A 19610-nucleotide genomic window follows, 5' to 3' on the forward strand; every position below is an offset into this window, starting at 1 on the left:
GATGAACACATTAACCGCTGGCGCGAAAGCGCCGCTATTTACCCTTCAAGATCAACAGGGTAATGCTGTTTCCCTACAAGAATGCTTAACGCGCGGCCCAGTTTTAGTCTACTTTTACCCTAAGGCTTCAACCCCTGGCTGCACAGTGCAAGCCTGTGGTCTACGTGACAGCAAAGCCGAACTCGACAGCCACAAAGTGACCGTGCTTGGTATTAGCCCTGATCCCGTGGCTAAATTAGCTAAGTTTGCAGAAAAACAGTCGCTTAACTTTACCCTGCTCAGCGATGAAGACCACAGCGTCGCCGATGCCTTTGGCGTGTGGGGCGAGAAGAAATTTATGGGCAAAATCTACGACGGTATCCATAGATTGAGCTTCCTCATCAACACCGACGGCACCATTGCCCATGTGTTCGATAAGTTTAAAACCAGCGATCATCACCAAGTTGTGCTGACGCAAATTGCTGGTTAATTGCGCACTTTAGTGCCGCATTAATGTCTCGCGGCTCAACACAGCGCACAAAAAATTAGCAGTTGAACGCAAAAAGGCCCTTTATCAGGGCCTTTTTTCATGAAAAATTTTCAGCTTGCGTCTAAAAACCGACCTAATTTGTGGAATAAATTCAAGCGGATACTGCTTAGTTGCCCAAGATTAGGCCAGATAAGGCCAAATAATTGCCGCGGCGATGCTCCACATGGTCAACCAAATGAAACGATCTAAGTATCGCCACGCCGCTGGGCGGCTAAATATCGGCGCCAATAATCGCGCACCAAAACTTAAGCTGAAGAACCAAATAAACGAAGCCAGTACCGCGCCCGCACCAAACCAAGGACGATGGGCATCTTCGAACTGAGTACTAATGCTCCCCAGCAGCACCACGGTATCTAAATAAAGGTGTGGATTAAGCAGGCTGATCCCAAGCGTGGTCAGCATAGCCTTACGCAAAGTGTCGGCATTTTGCGCATTGTCCATCTCCATCCCTTTAGCGACAAACGAGGCCTTAAGTGCATTGGCTCCGTACCAAATCAAAAAGGCGGCACCACCAAAACTGGCCACATGTTTGATGGTCGGAAAGGCTTCGATAATGTGCCCAAGCCCCGCCACACCCGCAGTGATCATTAAGGCATCGATGATTGAACAAAGCAGCGCAATCGGCAAAGGATAAGCTCGCTTAATCCCCTGCTTTAGCACAAAGGCATTTTGCGCCCCTACGGCAATAATCAAACTACCACCAATGCCCATACCTTGTATAAACGCCGTTTGCATAACTACCTCTCATGTCTGAAGAAGGCGCTAGCATAGACAAAACAACAAAATTAATATAACTAATGTTTTTTATACATCATAAGTAAAATTAATAATTTTAAGGACGGCAATCATGTTGGAATACGCCAATCTTAAAGCGCTTGCGGTCGTCGTCTCCGAAGGTGGCTTCGAGCGCGCCGCCAAAGTGTTGCATATCACCCAATCGGCGGTGTCACAGCGCGTCAGGCAATTAGAAGAACGAGTCGGCCAATCCTTACTAATCCGCTCAACACCCGTAGTGGCAACTCCCACGGGTAAACGTTTATTGCGCCACTATTCACAGGTGCAACTACTCGAGAGCGAGTTGAGAGCCGAGTTAGATGCCGATGACCCAAACCATCCCACGACGGTGAGGATTGCCGTCAATGCGGACAGTTTAGCGACATGATTTTTGCCCGCCTTGGCCGATATGTTCAGCCGCCATGCTTGGCTGCTGGAATTGATTGTCGATGATGAGTCCTACACCCATCACCTATTGAAAAACGGTGAGGCCGTCGGTTGTGTGACCACAACAGCCAACCCGATGGCCGGTTGTAGCAGTGAGTTTTTAGGAACCATGGAATATATGTGCGTCGCGACCCCAGCATTTGCGGCGCGTTATTTTCAATGGGTAGAAAATAGCGAAGATGTCGGCGCTCAAATTACCCAAGCGCAGCTCGCGAAAGCCCCGGCCGTGGTGTTTTCAACCAAAGATAAAATGCATGAAAAGTATCTCGCCCAGTATTTTCAAATGCTGCCAGGCCAATGGTGGCAACACAGCATTCCCTCATCGGAGAGTTTTTTAGAGGCGATTAACTTAAGTCTGGGTTATGGTTTAGTGGGACACTTACAGGCAAAACCTTTGATAAACAAAGGCATATTGATTGAGCTCACCCCAGAAAAACGTATTCGAGTGCCCCTATATTGGCAACATTGGAATATAAAAGCCAAGCAAACGACCTTGGTGTATCGCGCCCTTGCCGCCACCGCGCAGCATCTATTACAGCAATAATGGGTACAGCAAGAGTGAGTAAAACAATTGTTAGCACAAATAGTTAGCGGATAAAAAAACTGAGCACTCAGGCTCAGTTTGTTTTCTATGAGTTTTTACCTACTGCCAGCGGCTTAGGCTTCTGCCGAATCCGCCTTCACCTGCGTTATCGCCACGGGTTCAATCTCGGTTTTCGGCCAAGCGTTGATCACCGCTTTCACCAAGGAGGCCAATGGAATGGCAAAAAACACCCCCCACACGCCCCATAAACCACCAAACACCAACACGGCGGCGATAATGATAACGGGGTGTAAATCCACTGCATCGGAAAACAGGATAGGCACCAGCACGTTGCCATCTAATGCCTGAATAATGCCGTAACCTAACATCAAATAGCCAAACTCGGAGCTAAAGCCCCACTGGAAGAAGGCCACCAAGGTGATGGGCAAGGTCACTAAAGTTGCGCCCACATAGGGAATAAGAACCGACAAACCAGTCAACACCCCGAGTAAGGCCGAATATCTCAGCCCCATAAAGGCAAAGAAGATGTAACTCGCGACTCCGACAATTACAATCTCAATCACTTTACCGCGGATATAGTTGAAGATCTGCTGGTGCATCTCGAACCACACCTTGCGGGCCAGCTGTCGATTGGTAGGGAAAAAACGTTTGCTGCCACTGATCAGTTGGTCTTTATCCTTCAGAAAGAAGAACACTAATAAGGGCACTAAAATGGCGTACACCATCAGCACCAATAACGAGGCAGAATAACCAATCAACTGTTTGGCAATATCGAGTAGATGCTGGGTATCGAGCAGTTTTTTAAGCTCGGCGACCATTAAATTGAGCTGCTCAGAGCTGACAAACTGCGGATACTGGGTCGCTAATCCCTGCAAGGTTTGTAATCCCTTGTCGATCATACTCGGCAAATCTGTCATCAGGCTCACGCCTTGGCGCCACACGCTAGGGATAAGGCCAAAGGTCAGCAGCACCACTATCCCTAAAAACAGCACGAGTACTAAGGAAGCGCCCGTCGTGCGATTAATCCCCAATTTCAGCATTTGCGCCACGGGCCATTCAAGCAAAAAAGCCAGCACTAACGCCACGAGTAACGGCGCTAATAAGCCACCCGCAAAATACAACACTAGGGCAAGGCCGACGAGAATGGCGAGCAACGTCACCGCCTGAGGATCGCTAAAGCGCTCTTGATACCAACGAGAGAAAAAACTAAACATGAATTCGTTCCAATGAGGTGATTGGCTTTCCGAAAACGCAGGAAAGATGCTTATGCTTTGGTGGTTAACCTTATCGCATCCGTTTTACTGTGTATATGCTTGAAAATCAGTTAACTGCTACCTATGACCGACACGCAAAGGCGAAGTTGCAACCAGCGATGCTAACTGGCCATTTTTACTGCGGCATTGAATCATGCTTTGTGCAGACTTATCCCTGCGATAAATCAACTTTTGTGATTAATAACCCTAACTGACTGGCATCATCCTGCAATGTCACGACGCTATGCCCCTGTTTTTTAAAAAACGCGGGAACATCTCGGCGGGAACCAGGGTCTGAGAGTAGGATATGTAAGCTGTCGCCAGCAGACACGGACTTCAACGCAAGTTTGACCTTAACCAAGGGAACGGGGCAGCGAAATGGTGTTAAATCAATAAAAATCATAATGAACTTGCTATGAATGAACTTGGGCTATTATCCTAAGTTGCAACTCAAACTACAAGCTAAGGGCTCCCTCGCCTTAGTTGAGACAATTAAAAGAGATAAAGGATCCACTTGCGTAATTTGACGTTTTTGACCCGATGTAAACCCCTTGCGGCGAGTGTGCTTTCATTAATGTTACTCGGTGGAGCCGCAAAGAGTTTTGCCAACAACGACTTGCCCGACTTGGGCACCGCCGCCGTCAATACCTTCAGCCTAGAAAAAGAAATGGTCTATGGCGATGCTTACATGCGCGTTATTCGCTCATCGGCGCCCATGCTGAACGATCCGGTATTGAGCCAATATTTGACTGAACTGGGCAATAAATTGGTCGCCCACGCCACGGGAGTCAAAACGCCCTTTTATTTCTTCTTACTGCAAAACGATGAGATCAACGCCTTCGCCTTCTTCGGTGGCCACGTTGCAGTCCACACAGGGCTATTCCTTAACGCCGATAACGAAAGTGAGCTGGCCTCAGTGCTCGGCCACGAAATTACCCACGTGACTCAACGTCACTTGGCACGCTCCCTCGAAGCACAGCAAAAAAGTGGTCCTGCAACCGTTGCGGGCTTACTCGGGGCGATTTTATTAACCATCGCCGTGCCTCAGGCGGGGATGGCCGCGCTGGCAACCACTCAAGCCATGGCGACCCAATCAAAAATCAACTATACCCGTCTGCATGAAAAAGAAGCCGACCGGATCGGCATGCAGATTTTGGTCGATGCGGGCTTTGACCCCAATGCGGCCGCCGATTTCTTTGGTAAGCTTGCCAGTCGCTATCGTTTTACCACCACGCCGCCGCAAATGTTGCTGACTCACCCATTACCCGAGTCACGGATCTCCGAGGCGCGCGACCGCGCCCACCAATATCCACACCGCTATGTGCCGGATAATCTCAACTTCCAGCTCGCCAAAGCCCGCATTCAAGTCCGTTTTTCCAGTTACAGCGACGATGCGGTATTGAGCATGTTTGAAAAGCAGCTCAATAAGCAAACCTACGGTTTTAAAGAGGCCGCCCTCTACGGCAAAGCCTTAGCGCTATTTAGATTGAAGAAATTTGATGAGTCCGAAAAGATTATCGATGAGTTGTTAAAAATCGATGATAACAACTTGTTTTATATCGATACCAAGACGGATTTACTCAACGAGCGTAAGGATTTTGCTCAGGCGACTAAGTTACTCGAAGCCCAGCGTAAGATGAAACCCACATCGCAGGTGATTAACGCGAACTTAGCCAATATCTATATTGAGGCCGGTGAACCCGCTAAGGCTATCCCACTGCTGGAAGACATGATTTTCCTCGATAAGCAAAATCAACTTCCCTATCAACTGCTCAATCTTGCCTATAAAAAATTGGGCAATCAGGGCATGGAGTATTTCTCCAATGCGGAGTTAATGGCGCTAGGCGCTAACTATAAGGGGGCAATTGATCAGCTGAACTTTGCCTACCGCGCCTCGGAAGGTAATCCATTACAACTGGCGCGAATAGAAGCACGTATCCGCCAATTTAAACAAGCGGATAAAGAGATGGATGCCCTGAAGTAAAATAGCCATTTTATCTCTATCCCTTATAATCGCGCCCCGAACACCCTGACGGGGCGCTGTTTTTTCTGCTATCATCCGCGCCATTGTTTTAGCCGATTGAGCATAAGTACTATGACCCAAGCAACGATTTACCATAACCCACGTTGTTCAAAGAGCCGCGAAACCTTAGCCCTACTCGAGCAGCAAGGCTGTGATATCACAGTCGTGGAATACCTTAAGAATCCTCCAAGCGCCGCTGATATCCGTGGGATTTTAGCCACTCTCAAACTCAGCGCCCGTGAGTTAATGCGCACTAAGGAAGACGAGTATCAAGCACTGGGACTCGCCAATCCGGCATTAACCGAAGAGCAACTTATCGACGCCATGGTCAAGACGCCAAAATTGATTGAACGCCCAATCGTACTGGCCAATCAACAGGCAGTCATTGGTCGTCCACCGGAAAATGTACTGAACATTCTCTAATCTTCGGCCATTTCACCATCATTCGATGCGAAAAAAATAGGAACATCATGACCTCAAGCACTCTGCTGACACTGAGCCGTTTAGGCTACCTTGCCCTCGTTCTCCTGCTGGGCGGTTGGTTTATTGGTCAGGGCATCAATGGGGAATACACCTTATTATTCAGCCTACTCTGGCTAGTGCCTTTATTGTTGCCTGTACGAGGCATTTTAAAGGGCAATCCGTACACCTATGCTTGGGCCAGCTTTATTTTATGCTTATATATGCTGCACGCCCTCACCTTGCTGTATGTCACGACCGATGCATTGGCCTTTGCCATTATTGAAGTCCTGCTGATTGGTGCGCTGTTAGTCGCGTTCCCGTTTTATGCTCGTATCCGTGGACGTGAACTCGGTCTAGGCCTTAAGAAAAAGTCTGACAAGCAAGACTGATAGTCAGATCCAATCAATCTCATGGCTGGCGGCGAACAGCAAGTCACGATTAGCCAGTGCCGATGAGCAAGTTACGATCAGTAAGTTCCGATGAGTAAGCGCGGTTCGGTTTTAATACCGCTCCGCGCTCTTTGTTTAGAGAAGCCGTGATTCGAAACATCATGATTCGATAAAGCTGCCCCCGCTTTTATAAACTTCACTCACAGTCAAATACGCTGCTGTATTAATCCCTTTTCGGCACAACTCCGCCTCGCAAACTGACAACATTTAACCTACCTTTCATCACTTTTTGTAACCAAAAGAGCATGCTATAGTCGATTGATAAGCCAAGGAATGACGGCCAATCAAGCCAGTCATACTACAAAAACAATAACATAGCGTTAATCGGAGTGAGTCATGAAGGAAATATGGGTTCCAATGCGTCGATTAAGTATTATCGCGGCAGCCGTCGCACTCAGCGCCTGTGGTGGCGGTGGTGGGGATAATAATGATGGTGGTACAGTCACCCCACCAACCACTAACGTGCCACGCTGCGCCACAGTGACTCCACTGGTGACCACAGACTCAGGCGCCATCCGCTTTAAAACTGAGTCCCAATATGTGGTGGGACAATCCAGTGCCATCATCGCCAGCCTAGGGAATCGCGATTCACAGGATCTCACCTTCCGCTGGCAACAGTTAGAAGGCCCCAGCATTGAACTCGTGAGTCAAAATAGTCCTGTATTAGCCTTCGATATTCCCACTGCAGGTAGCTACCGTTTTAGCCTACATATCAGCGGCAGTAATATCGATGAAACGGGTGAAATAGCGATCAATGCCGACAGCAGCGCGGGGGCAATGCTGAACATTCGTCAAGATCATCAAGCCGTTGAGGGTAACGATGTCAGCCTACGAATCGCCCAGCAAGCGGGCCTTAGTGCATCTAGCATCAATTGGTGTATCGCCGAGGGCCCCAGTGTCAGTCTCGATATCAGCGATCCCTTTAGGCCGCTGTTTACCGCGCCCACTGTAGCTCAAGATAGCTTAACCCGCCTTAGGGCATCGGCCACGATTAACGGCAATACCGTGACAGACGAAGCCTATGTGCTCACTACGGCGGCGCCCACAATAAGCTCAACCTACTTCGATACGCCTGTGGCGCGCACCCACGCTTATAACCCCGCCTCTCCCTATGCCAGCGCCTTAACGAGCTGTGTGTACTCGAATCAGTTAAAAGAAGCTTGTACTATCAACCAATTGCCGCTTATTGGCCAAGTCTCAAATACACTCGATGTCGACACTATTCTCGATCGCGTATTAGTGTCCCACGATTGGATGGGAGACAATTTCGCCGCGTTTTTACGTCAAATGGACCCGAATAGCGATTTCGCCCGCCTGCTACAATCGGTCACTGCCGTGGTGATCAGCTATGATGTGCGCCCCTCGTTTTATTGGGTCGTCACAGGGGCGATTTATCTCGATCCTAATGATTTGTGGCTCACGCCAACCCAGCGCGACACTATTAATGAGGCGCCGGATTATCGCAGCGACTTTGGCAGTGAGCTCAATTTCCTCATGCCGTGGCGTTACGTTAAAAATAACCAATATGCTTCACAGGGATTCCCAATCACGACGCGCGCCACCCGCACGCTCAACCAGATTAATCCCGATCTTGCTTCACTCTTGTACCATGAACTCGCCCACGCCAATGACTTCTTCCCAAGAAGCATACACGCCACGCTCACAGGCCCCAGATTGTTGGACGACTATAGCCGCCGAAATGCCAATAAGAGTTTGATATCCGATCAAGTGAGTCGCAGCTATCCCCTCACCAGCAGCGAAATGACAAGCCTTGCGGCGGTGAGCTTCTTGGGCGCTAAAGCCACTGCACCCCAAAAAGCCTATCAACCTTCGGATGTGAGTACGTTTTTCTCCGGTGACATCGCCAATGACTTTTATAACTATTCCAGTACCCGTGAAGACGCGGCGATGCTGTTCGAAGAAGCCATGATGAGTTACCGCTACCAAATCCAGCGCGATGTGGCCGTCACCAACCTGCCCGCCGTACTCACGGCAGATACAGTGATTGTTGACTGGGGACAAAGGGGACGAATTGGTGATGATAGTCTGGCAAACCGCGCCGCCTTGGTGATCGATGGTATGTTGCCTGAGCTTGATGGTATCAGCTTACTCACGAGCCTGCCCGAGCCCATTGCTATGACGCAAGGCCAAAGCTGGCGCCAAGCCCTAGGGATTTCACCCAATTCCACAGTGAAAGGCCTACAGGGGGTCGCGGCAAGTAGCGAGACACTTACCGAGCCAGAGCTCCGTTTCAGTGGCGATCGCCACCGTCATCCACAGCAGTGATCTGGATTGCTAAATCGGCAGATACACTAGACTCAAGCCTTTTAGCAGACTGAAGTTAACGATAGATGTGAGATTAATAGAGATAAAAAAGCCCGTCGTGATACGACGGGCTTTTTATTAACATTAAATGCTTATTAACTCAGGCTTTTCGATTAACAGTAACTAACTGTATGTTAATGCGATTACAAGTGGAGCATTTCTTTGGCAAAAGGGATGGTCAGCTTGCGCTGATGCACTAAGGATGCCTTATCCAGTTTATCTAACACATCAAACAAGGTACGTAGATCCCTTGCCATACGATTAAGCAAGAAACGACCCACGTCTTCGGGCAACTGTAATCCGCGCATCGCCGCACGGCGTTGCAGGGCCGCTAACTTTTCATCATCGGCCATGGGTTGCAGCTGATAATTGAGCCCCCACTGCATTCTAGAGACTAAATCAGGCAACAAGAAGCCTGCATCCGCGGGCGCCGAGCGGCCGCTAACCACCAGCGCACAACGCTTGTTCTCAGCAACACGATTGTATAAATCGAATATGGCTTCTTCCCAAATCGGGTGACCCGCAATGTCATCCACATCGTCGATGCAGATCAAATCGAGCTGCTCCAAGCCCTCCAATAGCGCGGTCGAGATACTCGCATGAATGCCAAGGGGAAGGTAAAAACTGCGGCGGTCGAGTTCATTGGCATGGGCACAGGCGGCATGCATTAAGTGCGTTCGACCCGATTTCACTGGTCCCCACACATAGATAGCGGCTTCACCTTGGCCTTCGGCATTGGCGCGCAGCTTTTGAATAAGTTCGTCATTACCCGCTGCCGGATAATAACTGTTAAAGGTTTCATCATCCGGTAAGTAAACCGGTAACGACAGTTGTAGCGGTGAGTTTAATGGCACTCGTACGTCTCAATATCAATAAATTATCGACTCCCCCACATGACTGAGCACAGGTATGCCCAGTCACGACGAGGGAAGTTTAAGGTAACCGCCATTGGTAGACAGTTTTACCCGCAGGGCTGGCACCGGCAGAAAACTCCCCTGGCGCCACCACCGAAATTCGCGGCTCTAGACTCAGTAAACGCTCAAAGTCGGTCTGAGAACCAAACAAGTCCAAGGAAAACGTCGCGGTATTACCTTGGATGCGCGACAGCGTCGCATTCTTCACGGCGCTGAGTTGTTTTAAGTATTTTTCAACTTCAACCAGCTGTGCCATTTTATCAATGTTTACGAAGGTCACACTGGCACCGACCTGCTCGCCCGAATCGGCGATGGCGTACTTAGTAAAATAGTAATCGCCTAGCGCCGCCATCATAGCGGTGATCGCCTGTGCGCTATTTTCTGCCGTGCCATTAAAGCTAAACAGTGGCGGCGTTAACGAGTCGATCGTGGCCTTGGTGTACAAATTCAAGCGGTAACGCACTTGATTTCCCGCAGGGTCAATAGCGACGAGGGCTAAGAAGTCGGCTTGATAACGTCCCGAGACGCTAGACACTATATCGGCAAACATGCCTTTGACATCATTGGGATTGATGCCCATCAACTCATCGAGATCGAGGATAGGCAGCATGACAGGAATACCGCGTTCATCGGAAAAAGTCGTAAATGCCTGACGCTCGGCTAAGGTCGATGAGTCACTCAGTAAAATCGTGTCACCTTCACTTGGCATGGCAACCCAAAAGAGCGTCAGCGGACGTTGAATGCCCCAAACGGGTAATTGGGCCTGACGTAACAGGGTAATAATGCGGCGATGCTCAAAGTTGGCTTTTAACAACAGTTGGCCATTTTGCTCAAAGTAACCAAACTGGCTCAGTAGTGCATCGGGATTGGCCAGTTGCGATTGGATAACGCCGTTATCCAAAGAACGTGCTGTCCCAGTATTCTTAATGATCACTTTTTCCAGCGCGGCTTTAAGGGCTTTATTCCGCTCAGGCACGGCGCGGGAAGCCACGGGCACATCGGCTTCATCTAATTTACTCACTTCAACAGCTTGCAGGCTATTAACGGTAAACAGGCAGTATAAAAACGCGAGTAAGCTTGGCTTTAATAGGAATTTCAGCATCTTTGAGTAGTTGAAGTAACGTCAGATAGTGCAAATTGTACCATAGTTAGCGCCTTTAGCGAGTCTTGGGGAGATTTCGACCACGGATTAAGTGCTGTCACTCGCTTTAGCAATAAAACAGTGATCCTTACCCACAATCGGGGCATTTTATAAGGAACATATAGCAACAAACTGTTATCATCTCGCGGTTTACCCTAAATTTACGAGAACAATAAATGAAACGACTCGCTATACCACTTCAGGGCGCGCAAATGCTGTTTGTTGCATTTGGCGCCCTAGTGCTAATGCCACTACTCACAGGGCTTGATACCAGTGTCGCCCTGTTTACTGCGGGTATTGGTACCCTGCTGTTTCAGTTAATCACGAAACGCCAAGTGCCAATCTTCCTAGCCTCCTCCTTTGCGTTTATTGCCCCCATTCTCTACGGGGTGCAAACCTGGGGGATCCCATCAACCATGGGCGGCATCATTGCCGCGGGTTTTGTGTATATCCTCCTCGGCGCGTTAGTGAAAGTGCGCGGCACCGACTTTATCCATCGACTGCTTCCACCTGTGGTGGTTGGCCCAGTGATTATTATCATTGGTCTAGGTTTAGCGCCTGTGGCGGTGAATATGGCGCTGGGTAAAAGTGGAGACGGCAGCTTAACACTCGTTCCCACAAATACCGCTTTGATTATTTCCCTCGCCTCACTCTGTACCACCATAGCGGTGGCTATTTTTGCCAAAGGCTTACTTAAGGTTATGCCTATTCTGGCGGGGATTGTGGTGGGTTATGGTCTAAGCCTTGCCTTTGGGATCGTGGATTTTGCGGTGGTTACAGCGGCAAGCTGGATTGCTATTCCGAAATTTGTTGCGCCCGAATTTAACTGGCATGCCATCGCCTTTATGATCCCTGTCGCGATTGCGCCTGCGGTTGAACATATTGGTGATATCCTCGCGATTTCCAATGTCACGGGTAAAGACTTTATGAAAAAACCCGGCCTGCATCGCACCTTGACCGGCGACGGCGTTGCGACAATTGCTGCAGCGGCCTTCGGTGGCCCCCCAAATACCACCTATTCGGAAGTGACTGGCGCGGTGACCTTAACCCGTAACTTCGACCCTAAGATCATGACTTGGACGGCGATCACCGCCATTACCTTGGCTTTTGTGGGTAAGTTAGGCGCCCTAATGCAAACGATTCCAGTCCCTGTGATGGGTGGCATTATGTGTTTGCTATTCGGTTCTATCGCCGCAGTGGGCTTAAATACCCTCATCCGTAATCACGTGGATTTATCCGAGCCACGTAACTTAAGTATTGTCGGCGTGACACTGGTTTTCGGTATTGGTGGTATGGCCTTTGGCATTGGCTCCTTCAGCCTCACGGGCATCAGCCTCTGTGGTATTGTGGCCATCACCATGAATCTGCTGTTACCTGCAAGCAAACACCATGAGCGTGATGCTGCATCACACTAAACGCGGTGAATAAGCGCTACAGATCATCACTCATCGCCGAATCCTTGTGTTAGGATTCGGCAACAAAAAAGCCGCTAAGTTATTCACTTAGCGGCTTTTTTATTATTCTTTCATCACATTTAAGCGTGATTACTCTGCGGTTTTGTATTTATCCGCAGTCGCTTTGATTAACGGCTGTAATTCGCCTTTTTGGTACATATCAACCACGATATCACAACCACCAATCAACTCACCTTCAATCCACAATTGTGGGAAAGTTGGCCAGTTTGCATACTTAGGTAATTCAGCACGGATATCTGGGTGCTGGAGAATATCCACAAATGCAAACTGCTCGCCGCAGTTGATCATGATTTGTGCTACCTGAGATGAAAAACCACAGCTTGGTAATTTAGGAGAACCCTTCATGTATACGATGATTGGGTTTTCAGCGATTTGCTGTTTAATTTTCTCTACTGTTTCCATTTTAATTCCTAAGTACGATGACATTGACTCAATGCCGCTATTGTACGACAGCTAGGCACAGAACAAAATCCCACAGTTTGTAAGGTTATGCCCTACAATTAGTTTTTCGATGACGCCTATCTAATCAATTAGCCAAACAATGATTCACATCACAAATATTATCGGTACAATAGAGCGCAGTGAGCACGTTTAAAAAACGATAACCTAAGACCATGGAGAGATACTAATGGCTTTCGAATTACCCGCATTACCATATGCAAAGAACGCACTAGAACCACACATTTCTCAAGAAACCATTGAATACCACTACGGCAAGCATCACAACACCTACGTTGTTAAGCTAAACGGTTTGATCGAAGGAACCGATTTCGCAGGTAAATCTTTAGAAGAAATCATCAAGACTTCTACTGGTGGCGTATTTAACAACGCAGCTCAAGTTTGGAACCACACTTTCTACTGGAACTGCTTAGCGCCTAACGCTGGCGGTGAGCCAACAGGTCCTGTGGCTGATGCCATCAATGCTGCATTCGGTTCATTCGACGCATTCAAAGCACAATTTACCGATTCTGCGGTAAACAACTTTGGTAGCGCTTGGACTTGGTTAGTGAAAAAAGCCGATGGCACTGTAGCTATCGTTAACACTAGCAATGCTGCAACGCCTCTGACTGACAGTACTGTGACACCAATCCTGACTGTTGACGTGTGGGAACACGCTTACTACATCGATTACCGCAACGTACGTCCTGACTACTTAGCCCACTTCTGGCAATTAGTTAACTGGGACTTCGTGAACCAAAACTTCGCTGGTTAATCGCTGCTAAGTCATTCCTAAAAAGAGCCCAAGTGGCTCTTTTTTTATGGCCTCACAAATCATCCACCTTTCTCTTTTCGCCTAACCCCGCCCAATCGCTACAAGTGCAACAATTGCAATTGCAATCATTTGTTATTGTTTTTATTTGATATTTTTTTGACACAGCTGGCAAGTTTGTGTCTAAGATTAGTGTAGGAAGCTGAAAAATCAGTTATCCATCCATGACATCACTGGCGTTTCAGGGGGTTTATATGGGCATTTTCGAGCATTACCAAAAGCGCTACGAACAAAAACTCGATGAAGAATACACTTTGCAAGAATACCTCGATATCTGCAAAGAAGATCGCAGTGCTTATATGTCAGCGTCCGAGCGATTATTGCTTGCCATCGGCGAAGCCGAAATTATTGATACCGCGAAAAATCCAACCCTAAGCCGTATCTTTTCGAATCGTCTCATCTCACGCTATCCCGCCTTTAAAGACTTTTACGGTATGGAAGATGCGATTGAACAAATCGTCGCCTACCTAAAACACTCGGCCCAAGGCTTAGAGGAATCGAAGCAAATTTTGTACTTACTCGGCCCAGTGGGTGGCGGTAAGTCATCATTGGCGGAAAAACTCAAAGCCTTGATGCAAAAAGTGCCAATTTACATTCTAAGTGCCAATGGCGTGAGAAGCCCGGTGAATGACCACCCCTTCTGTCTCTTCGATGTCGAAGAGGACGGCCAGCTGCTGCGGGATGAGTTTAATATTCCCACCCGTTATCTAAAAACCATTATGTCGCCTTGGGCGGTGAAACGTCTGCACGAGTTTGGCGGCGATATTTCAAAATTCCGCGTGGTCAAGGTCTATCCCTCTATCCTCGATCAATTGGCGATTGCCAAAACCGAGCCTGGGGATGAAAACAACCAGGATATTTCCTCCTTGGTCGGTAAGGTTGATATTCGTCAGCTAGAGCATTTCTCGCAGGACGATGCCGATGCCTACGCCTATTCGGGTGCGCTCTGCCGTGCAAACCAAGGGATGATGGAGTTCGTGGAAATGTTCAAGGCGCCGATTAAGGTGCTACACCCACTGCTCACCGCCACCCAAGAAGGTAACTATAACGGCACCGAAGGCTTATCCGCCCTGCCCTATAGCGGTATCATTTTGGCGCACTCTAACGAGTCAGAATGGTCAACCTTCAAAAACAATAAGAACAACGAAGCGTTTCTCGACAGGGTTTATATCGTCAAAGTGCCCTATTGCCTGCGGGTATCGGAAGAATTGCAGATTTACAAAAAACTACTGCAAAACTCCGAGCTATCCCAAGCCCCCTGTGCACCTGGTACCTTAGAAACCTTAGCGCAATTTAGTGTGCTCTCGAGGATCAAAACACCTGAAAACTCCTCCATCTACTCTAAGATGCGGGTCTATGATGGTGAAAGCCTTAAAGATACCGATCCTAAGGCCAAATCCTACCAAGAATACCGCGACTACGCCGGTGTTGATGAAGGCATGAACGGTCTTTCTACCCGTTTCGCCTTCAAGATCCTGTCGCGGGTATTTAACTTTGACCACTCAGAGATTGCCGCTAACCCTGTACATTTGTTTTATGTACTCGAACGCCAAATCGAGCAGGAACAATTCCCCGGCGATACCGCCGAACGTTATCTGGAGTTCTTAAAAGGCTATTTGATCCCTAAATACGTCGAATTTATCGGTAAGGAAATCCAAACCGCATACTTAGAGTCCTACTCTGAATACGGTCAAAATATCTTCGACCGTTATGTCACCTACGCCGATTTCTGGATCCAAGATCAGGAATACCGTGACCCCGAAACTGGTCAATTGTTTGACCGCTCAGCACTGAATGCCGAACTGGAGAAAATCGAAAAACCCGCGGGGATCAGTAACCCTAAAGATTTCCGTAATGAGATTGTTAACTTTGTCCTGCGCGCCCGCGCAAGCCATGAGGGCAACAACCCACTCTGGACCAGCTACGAAAAACTACGCACTGTGATTGAGAAGAAAATGTTCTCAAATACAGAGGACTTATTGCCTGTAATTTCCTTTAACGCCAAAACCTCGACTGACGATCAACGTAAACACGATGATTTTGTTAATCGAATGATGGAGAAAGGCTATACCAAAAAACAAGTCAGACTGCTGTCTGAGTGGTATTTACGGGTTCGTAAATCCTCTTAACTTGCGCTCACTAAAAACGAGGCTTTGGTGTTGCCAAAGCCTTCGCTGGGGTTTGGGAGGTGCGTATGGCGAACTTTATCGATAGACGGTTGAATGCGAAAGGAAAAAGCACAGTCAACCGCCAACGCTTTATCAACCGATATAAGCAACAAATCAAAAAAGCCGTCAGCGATGCCGTCACGCGTCGCAGTGTAACGGATGTAGATAAAGGCGAAAAAATCAGTATTCCCACACGGGATATCAGTGAACCTATGTTCCATCAAGGCAAAGGAGGCGTAAGAGACAGAGTCCACCCAGGCAATGATCAATTCACCCGCGGCGATAAAATCGATAGACCCCAAGGCGGAGCTGGCGGCGGAGCGGGTAAAGGTGACGCCTCGGATTCGGGCGAAGGTAATGACGACTTTGTGTTTGAAATCTCAAAGGATGAATACCTAGAGCTGTTATTTGAGGACTTAGAACTACCCAATCTGCAAAAGAATCGTTTAAACAAGCTCGTCGAGTATCAAATCTACCGTGCGGGTTTCACCAATGATGGTGTACCAGCCAATATCAATATTGTGCGTTCACTGCGTTCCTCCTTGGCGCGCCGCATCGCCATGTCGGCAAGTAAAAAGAAGTTGCTCAAAGAGTTAGAGCAAGAGCTGGCGGAGCTTGAAAATATTCCGGGCACTAAAGCCGAACTGATTTTGGATTTAAAAGCCCAAATTGAGGCGCTCAAGCAGAAGATTGCTAAAGTCCCCTTTATCGATACCTTTGACTTACGTTTCAATAACTTTGCAAGGCGCGAGGTGCCCTCAAGCCAAGCGGTCATGTTCTGCTTAATGGACGTGTCAGGTTCGATGGATCAAGCGACAAAGGATATGGCTAAACGTTTCTATATCTTGCTGTACTTGTTTCTCACCCGAACCTACAAAAACCTCGAGGTGGTCTATATCCGCCACCATACCCAAGCGAAGGAAGTGGACGAGCATGAGTTTTTCTACTCCCAAGAAACTGGCGGCACGATTGTCTCAAGCGCATTGAAATTAATGCACGAAATTCAGCAGGCTCGCTACCCTGCCGATGAGTGGAATATCTATGCCGCACAAGCCTCTGACGGTGATAACTGGGCCGATGACTCTCCCACCTGTCGACAATTATTGGAGCAAAAAATCCTGCCGCTAGTGCGCTATTTTAGCTATATCGAAATCACTAATCGTGCGCACCAAACCCTGTGGCGCGAATACGAATCCCTACAACAACACTACGACAACATAGCGGTGCAACATATTCGTCAAGCCGAAGATATCTACCCTGTATTTAGAGAATTATTTAAAAAACAGGCGGTTTAAGGGGGCTCTATGGGGATAAAAGAATCAAAAACGCGTACAGCCTTGAGTGACGGTCCCGACTGGAGCTTTGAGCTGTTACAAAGTTATCTAAAAGAGATTGAGCGGGTGGCGGCCATTTATAAGCTAAGCGCCTATCCCAATCAAATCGAAATCATCACCGCCGAGCAGATGATGGATGCCTATGCCGGCATTGGCATGCCCATTGGCTATACCCATTGGTCGTTCGGCAAACGTTTTATTGAAACCGAACAAGGCTACAAGCGTGGGCAAATGGGGCTAGCCTACGAAATAGTGATTAACTCTAACCCTTGTATCGCGTATTTAATGGAAGAAAACACCATCACCATGCAGGCATTAGTGATGGCTCATGCCTGTTTTGGCCACAATAGTTTCTTTAAAAATAACTACTTATTTAAGACCTGGACGGATGCGAGTTCAATTATCGACTACTTGGTGTTTGCCAAAAACTACATCAGTGATTGCGAGCAAAAATACGGTGTCGAGCAGGTTGAAAGCATCATCGACTCCTGCCACGCTCTGATGAATTACGGTGTCGACCGCTATAAACGCCCATCGGAAATCTCCTTTAGGGAAGAACAGGCAAGGCAAAAAGACCGCGAGGCTTACCTGCAAAGTCAAGTGAACGACCTATGGCGCACCATTCCCACCCATCAACAGCAGCAACCTTCGACCACTAAGCGCCGCTTTCCCGCCGAGCCGCAGGAAAATATTCTGTATTTTATTGAAAAAAATGCACCGCTGCTGGAGTCATGGCAACGGGAGATTATCCGTATCGTGCGTAAGATGGCGCAGTATTTTTATCCGCAAAAACAAACACAAGTGATGAATGAAGGCTGGGCAACCTTCTGGCATTACACCATTTTGAATCATCTATACGATGATGGCGTGGTCACCGACCGCTTTATGATGGAGTTTTTGCAGAGCCATACTGGCGTTGTCGCCCAGCCCGAATATAACAGCCGTTACTACAGCGGTATCAACCCTTATGCCCTTGGGTTTGCGATGTTTACCGATATTCGGCGCATGTGTGAGTCTCCCACAGAGGAAGACAAAGCCTGGTTCCCTGATATTGCAGGCAGTAATTGGCTCGATACCTTACATTTTGCGATGCAAAACTTTAAGGATGAAAGCTTTATCAGCCAATACCTGTCACCGAGGGTGATCCGTCAGTTCAAACTGTTTGGCATCCACGATGATGAGAAACGCAATTATCTGTCCGTGTCGGCCATTCACGATGAGCAGGGTTATCAAGACATTCGCAATTTACTCTCGCAGCAGTACAATTTGTCGAATATTGAGCCTAATATTCAAGTACATAACGTTGAGATAAATGGCGACCGCTCCTTAACCTTAAGGTATGTCCCCAGTAATGATATCCCGCTCGCCAGCACCTATAAGGAAGTGTTAAAGCATCTGCATCGCCTCTGGGGCTTTACCGTCAGCTTGGAGCAATTAAATGCCGATACCAGCGTGACCTTGTTAGCCTCCTGTCCAGAACAACCTAAGGCCGACTAAATATCAGTTTAATTAAAAAGCCAAAAGTAAAAGCAAAAAGCCGTTCCTCAATGAAACGGCTTTTTATTTAACCAATCTAAAACAGGCCACTGACCACTTTTACACTTCAGAATCGAAACTTAAGCGTTACCGTCCTGCTGGGCAATCGAAGTTGGCATATCGTCACGCAATTGCAACCACATTTTGCCGCTGTTAATACCGTAGGTACGCATTAATGCGGGCACATCGATATAGTTTTTAGCTTTGGCTAATAGTTCGAGCTCTTTATAGAAGTTCAGCGCTAACTGACGCGCCTCAGGACTACTGAAATAATAACGACCCACCCGGCTATACAAACCTTTAAAGCCGTTTAAAATCAACACGTACAGTGGATTACCAGAAGAGAAGGCCAAGGTGTGGTGCAACAGGTAATCATACTCGGCGAAGGATTCGGCCGTATCTTCTAATTGGTGGATTTGCCCTAGGACTTCCACCGCGGTATCTGGGCTGTTGCGCAGTGCGCCACGGAAGTAAATCGCACTGACATTGGTGCGAGCCGACAGCAATTGGTCCACCAGCACAGGGAAGCCTTCAGGATTGAGATCCGCTATGGTCTCAAGAATGTTAAGGCCCGAGGTTTCCCAAAAATTGTTCACCCGTGTTGGTTTACCATGTTGAATTTTCAACCAACCATCACGGGCTAAGCGTTGCAGCACTTCACGCAAGGTGGTGCGTGTTACGCCAATTAATTCAGAAAGCTCACGTTCAGCCGGTAAAATGGACCCTGGGGGAAACTTATTTTCCCAAATCGATCTTACAATATACTTCTCTGCAAAACTTGCAGGTCCTTTGGCATTGATAATCATCAGCCCACTTTTCCAGTTGTTGTGCTTTATAATGGTCACTGATCATACCAGAGCGGTAAAAAATGGAAACCATTGACTGAGACTCACCTTAAAATCACCGTACAATTGTCACAGAAATGTTCAAAAAAACGACATGAATCAACAGCAATCGTGCCAATTT

The 19610-nt window shown here is 48.0% G+C and carries 17 protein-coding genes and 1 pseudogene; 11 read left to right on the top strand and 7 right to left on the bottom strand.

What is annotated here, in order from left to right:
* Position 1: 1 nt before the first annotated feature.
* Complete coding sequence (bcp, locus tag M0415_RS07080) at positions 2-469, top strand: thioredoxin-dependent thiol peroxidase (protein ID WP_249554722.1); 468 nt, start codon at positions 2-4, stop codon at positions 467-469.
* A 180-nt stretch (positions 470-649) separates the two neighbouring features.
* Here the strand turns inward: bcp and M0415_RS07085 are convergent, their stop codons facing one another.
* Positions 650-1264, bottom strand: coding sequence for a LysE/ArgO family amino acid transporter (locus M0415_RS07085; protein WP_011626499.1), 615 nt, complete (start codon positions 1262-1264; stop codon positions 650-652).
* A gap of 112 nt (positions 1265-1376) precedes the next feature.
* Here M0415_RS07085 and M0415_RS07090 point away from each other — a divergent pair.
* Positions 1377-2294, top strand: a pseudogene (locus M0415_RS07090) (LysR family transcriptional regulator ArgP).
* A gap of 113 nt (positions 2295-2407) precedes the next feature.
* Here the strand turns inward: M0415_RS07090 and M0415_RS07095 are convergent.
* Together M0415_RS07095 and M0415_RS07100 are read right to left on the bottom strand one after the other, a co-directional pair.
* Positions 2408-3508 carry an AI-2E family transporter gene (locus M0415_RS07095; protein WP_089068027.1) on the bottom strand — a complete coding sequence of 367 codons (1101 nt, stop codon included), beginning with the start codon at positions 3506-3508 and terminating at the stop codon, positions 2408-2410.
* 208 nt (positions 3509-3716) lie between these two features.
* Entirely contained in the window at positions 3717-3950 is a 234-nt protein-coding gene (locus M0415_RS07100) for a sulfurtransferase TusA family protein (RefSeq protein WP_249554720.1), read from the bottom strand.
* Between the two features lie 111 nt (positions 3951-4061).
* Between M0415_RS07100 and bepA the strand changes: the two genes are divergently transcribed.
* From bepA to M0415_RS07120, 4 genes are all read left to right on the top strand, one after another.
* The gene (bepA, locus tag M0415_RS07105) at positions 4062-5531 is read left to right on the top strand and encodes a beta-barrel assembly-enhancing protease (protein ID WP_011716680.1); all 1470 of its coding nucleotides are present in this window, start codon (positions 4062-4064) and stop codon (positions 5529-5531) included.
* A gap of 111 nt (positions 5532-5642) precedes the next feature.
* Positions 5643-5993: an arsenate reductase (glutaredoxin) gene (gene arsC, locus M0415_RS07110; protein WP_249554718.1), complete on the top strand. Its 351-nt coding sequence runs from the start codon at positions 5643-5645 to the stop codon at positions 5991-5993.
* A gap of 47 nt (positions 5994-6040) precedes the next feature.
* Positions 6041-6421: a DUF2069 domain-containing protein gene (locus M0415_RS07115; RefSeq protein ID WP_011716678.1), complete on the top strand. Its 381-nt coding sequence runs from the start codon at positions 6041-6043 to the stop codon at positions 6419-6421.
* 396 nt (positions 6422-6817) lie between these two features.
* Positions 6818-8767, top strand: a complete 1950-nt coding sequence (locus tag M0415_RS07120; protein ID WP_249554716.1) for a hypothetical protein — start codon at positions 6818-6820, stop codon at positions 8765-8767.
* Positions 8768-8949: 182 nt separating this feature from the next.
* Here the strand turns inward: M0415_RS07120 and hda are convergent, their stop codons facing one another.
* Together hda and M0415_RS07130 are read right to left on the bottom strand one after the other, a co-directional pair.
* Positions 8950-9660, bottom strand: a complete 711-nt coding sequence (gene hda, locus M0415_RS07125; protein ID WP_011622356.1) for a DnaA inactivator Hda — start codon at positions 9658-9660, stop codon at positions 8950-8952.
* A 79-nt stretch (positions 9661-9739) separates the two neighbouring features.
* Positions 9740-10822: a DUF2066 domain-containing protein gene (locus tag M0415_RS07130; protein ID WP_249554714.1), complete on the bottom strand. Its 1083-nt coding sequence runs from the start codon at positions 10820-10822 to the stop codon at positions 9740-9742.
* A gap of 215 nt (positions 10823-11037) precedes the next feature.
* Here M0415_RS07130 and M0415_RS07135 point away from each other — a divergent pair, with 215 nt between their 5' ends.
* Positions 11038-12276 carry a uracil-xanthine permease family protein gene (locus M0415_RS07135; protein WP_249554712.1) on the top strand — a complete coding sequence of 413 codons (1239 nt, stop codon included), beginning with the start codon at positions 11038-11040 and terminating at the stop codon, positions 12274-12276.
* A gap of 129 nt (positions 12277-12405) precedes the next feature.
* Here M0415_RS07135 and M0415_RS07140 read toward each other — a convergent pair whose 3' ends face one another.
* Positions 12406-12738, bottom strand: a complete 333-nt coding sequence (locus M0415_RS07140; RefSeq protein WP_011622353.1) for a Grx4 family monothiol glutaredoxin — start codon at positions 12736-12738, stop codon at positions 12406-12408.
* 226 nt (positions 12739-12964) lie between these two features.
* Between M0415_RS07140 and sodB the strand changes: the two genes are divergently transcribed.
* The 4 genes from sodB (at position 12965) to M0415_RS07160 (ending at position 18605) form a co-directional block, all read left to right on the top strand.
* Positions 12965-13549, top strand: a complete 585-nt coding sequence (sodB, locus tag M0415_RS07145) for a superoxide dismutase [Fe] (protein WP_011622352.1) — start codon at positions 12965-12967, stop codon at positions 13547-13549.
* A gap of 251 nt (positions 13550-13800) precedes the next feature.
* Positions 13801-15735, top strand: a complete 1935-nt coding sequence (locus tag M0415_RS07150) for a PrkA family serine protein kinase (RefSeq protein WP_011716674.1) — start codon at positions 13801-13803, stop codon at positions 15733-15735.
* Positions 15736-15800: 65 nt separating this feature from the next.
* Positions 15801-17069 (top strand): YeaH/YhbH family protein, encoded by a 1269-nt coding sequence (locus tag M0415_RS07155; protein WP_041408751.1) that lies wholly within the window; start codon positions 15801-15803, stop codon positions 17067-17069.
* Positions 17070-17078: 9 nt separating this feature from the next.
* Entirely contained in the window at positions 17079-18605 is a 1527-nt protein-coding gene (locus M0415_RS07160; protein ID WP_011716672.1) for a SpoVR family protein, read from the top strand.
* Between the two features lie 119 nt (positions 18606-18724).
* On the opposite strand, the gene fadR is transcribed toward M0415_RS07160, so the two are convergent.
* Positions 18725-19450 (bottom strand): fatty acid metabolism transcriptional regulator FadR, encoded by a 726-nt coding sequence (gene fadR, locus M0415_RS07165; RefSeq protein ID WP_220055248.1) that lies wholly within the window; start codon positions 19448-19450, stop codon positions 18725-18727.
* Between the last annotated feature and the right edge of the window lie 160 nt (positions 19451-19610).

The organism is Shewanella sp. 10B (assembly GCF_023475885.1).
Lineage (GTDB): Bacteria > Pseudomonadota > Gammaproteobacteria > Enterobacterales > Shewanellaceae > Shewanella > Shewanella mangrovisoli.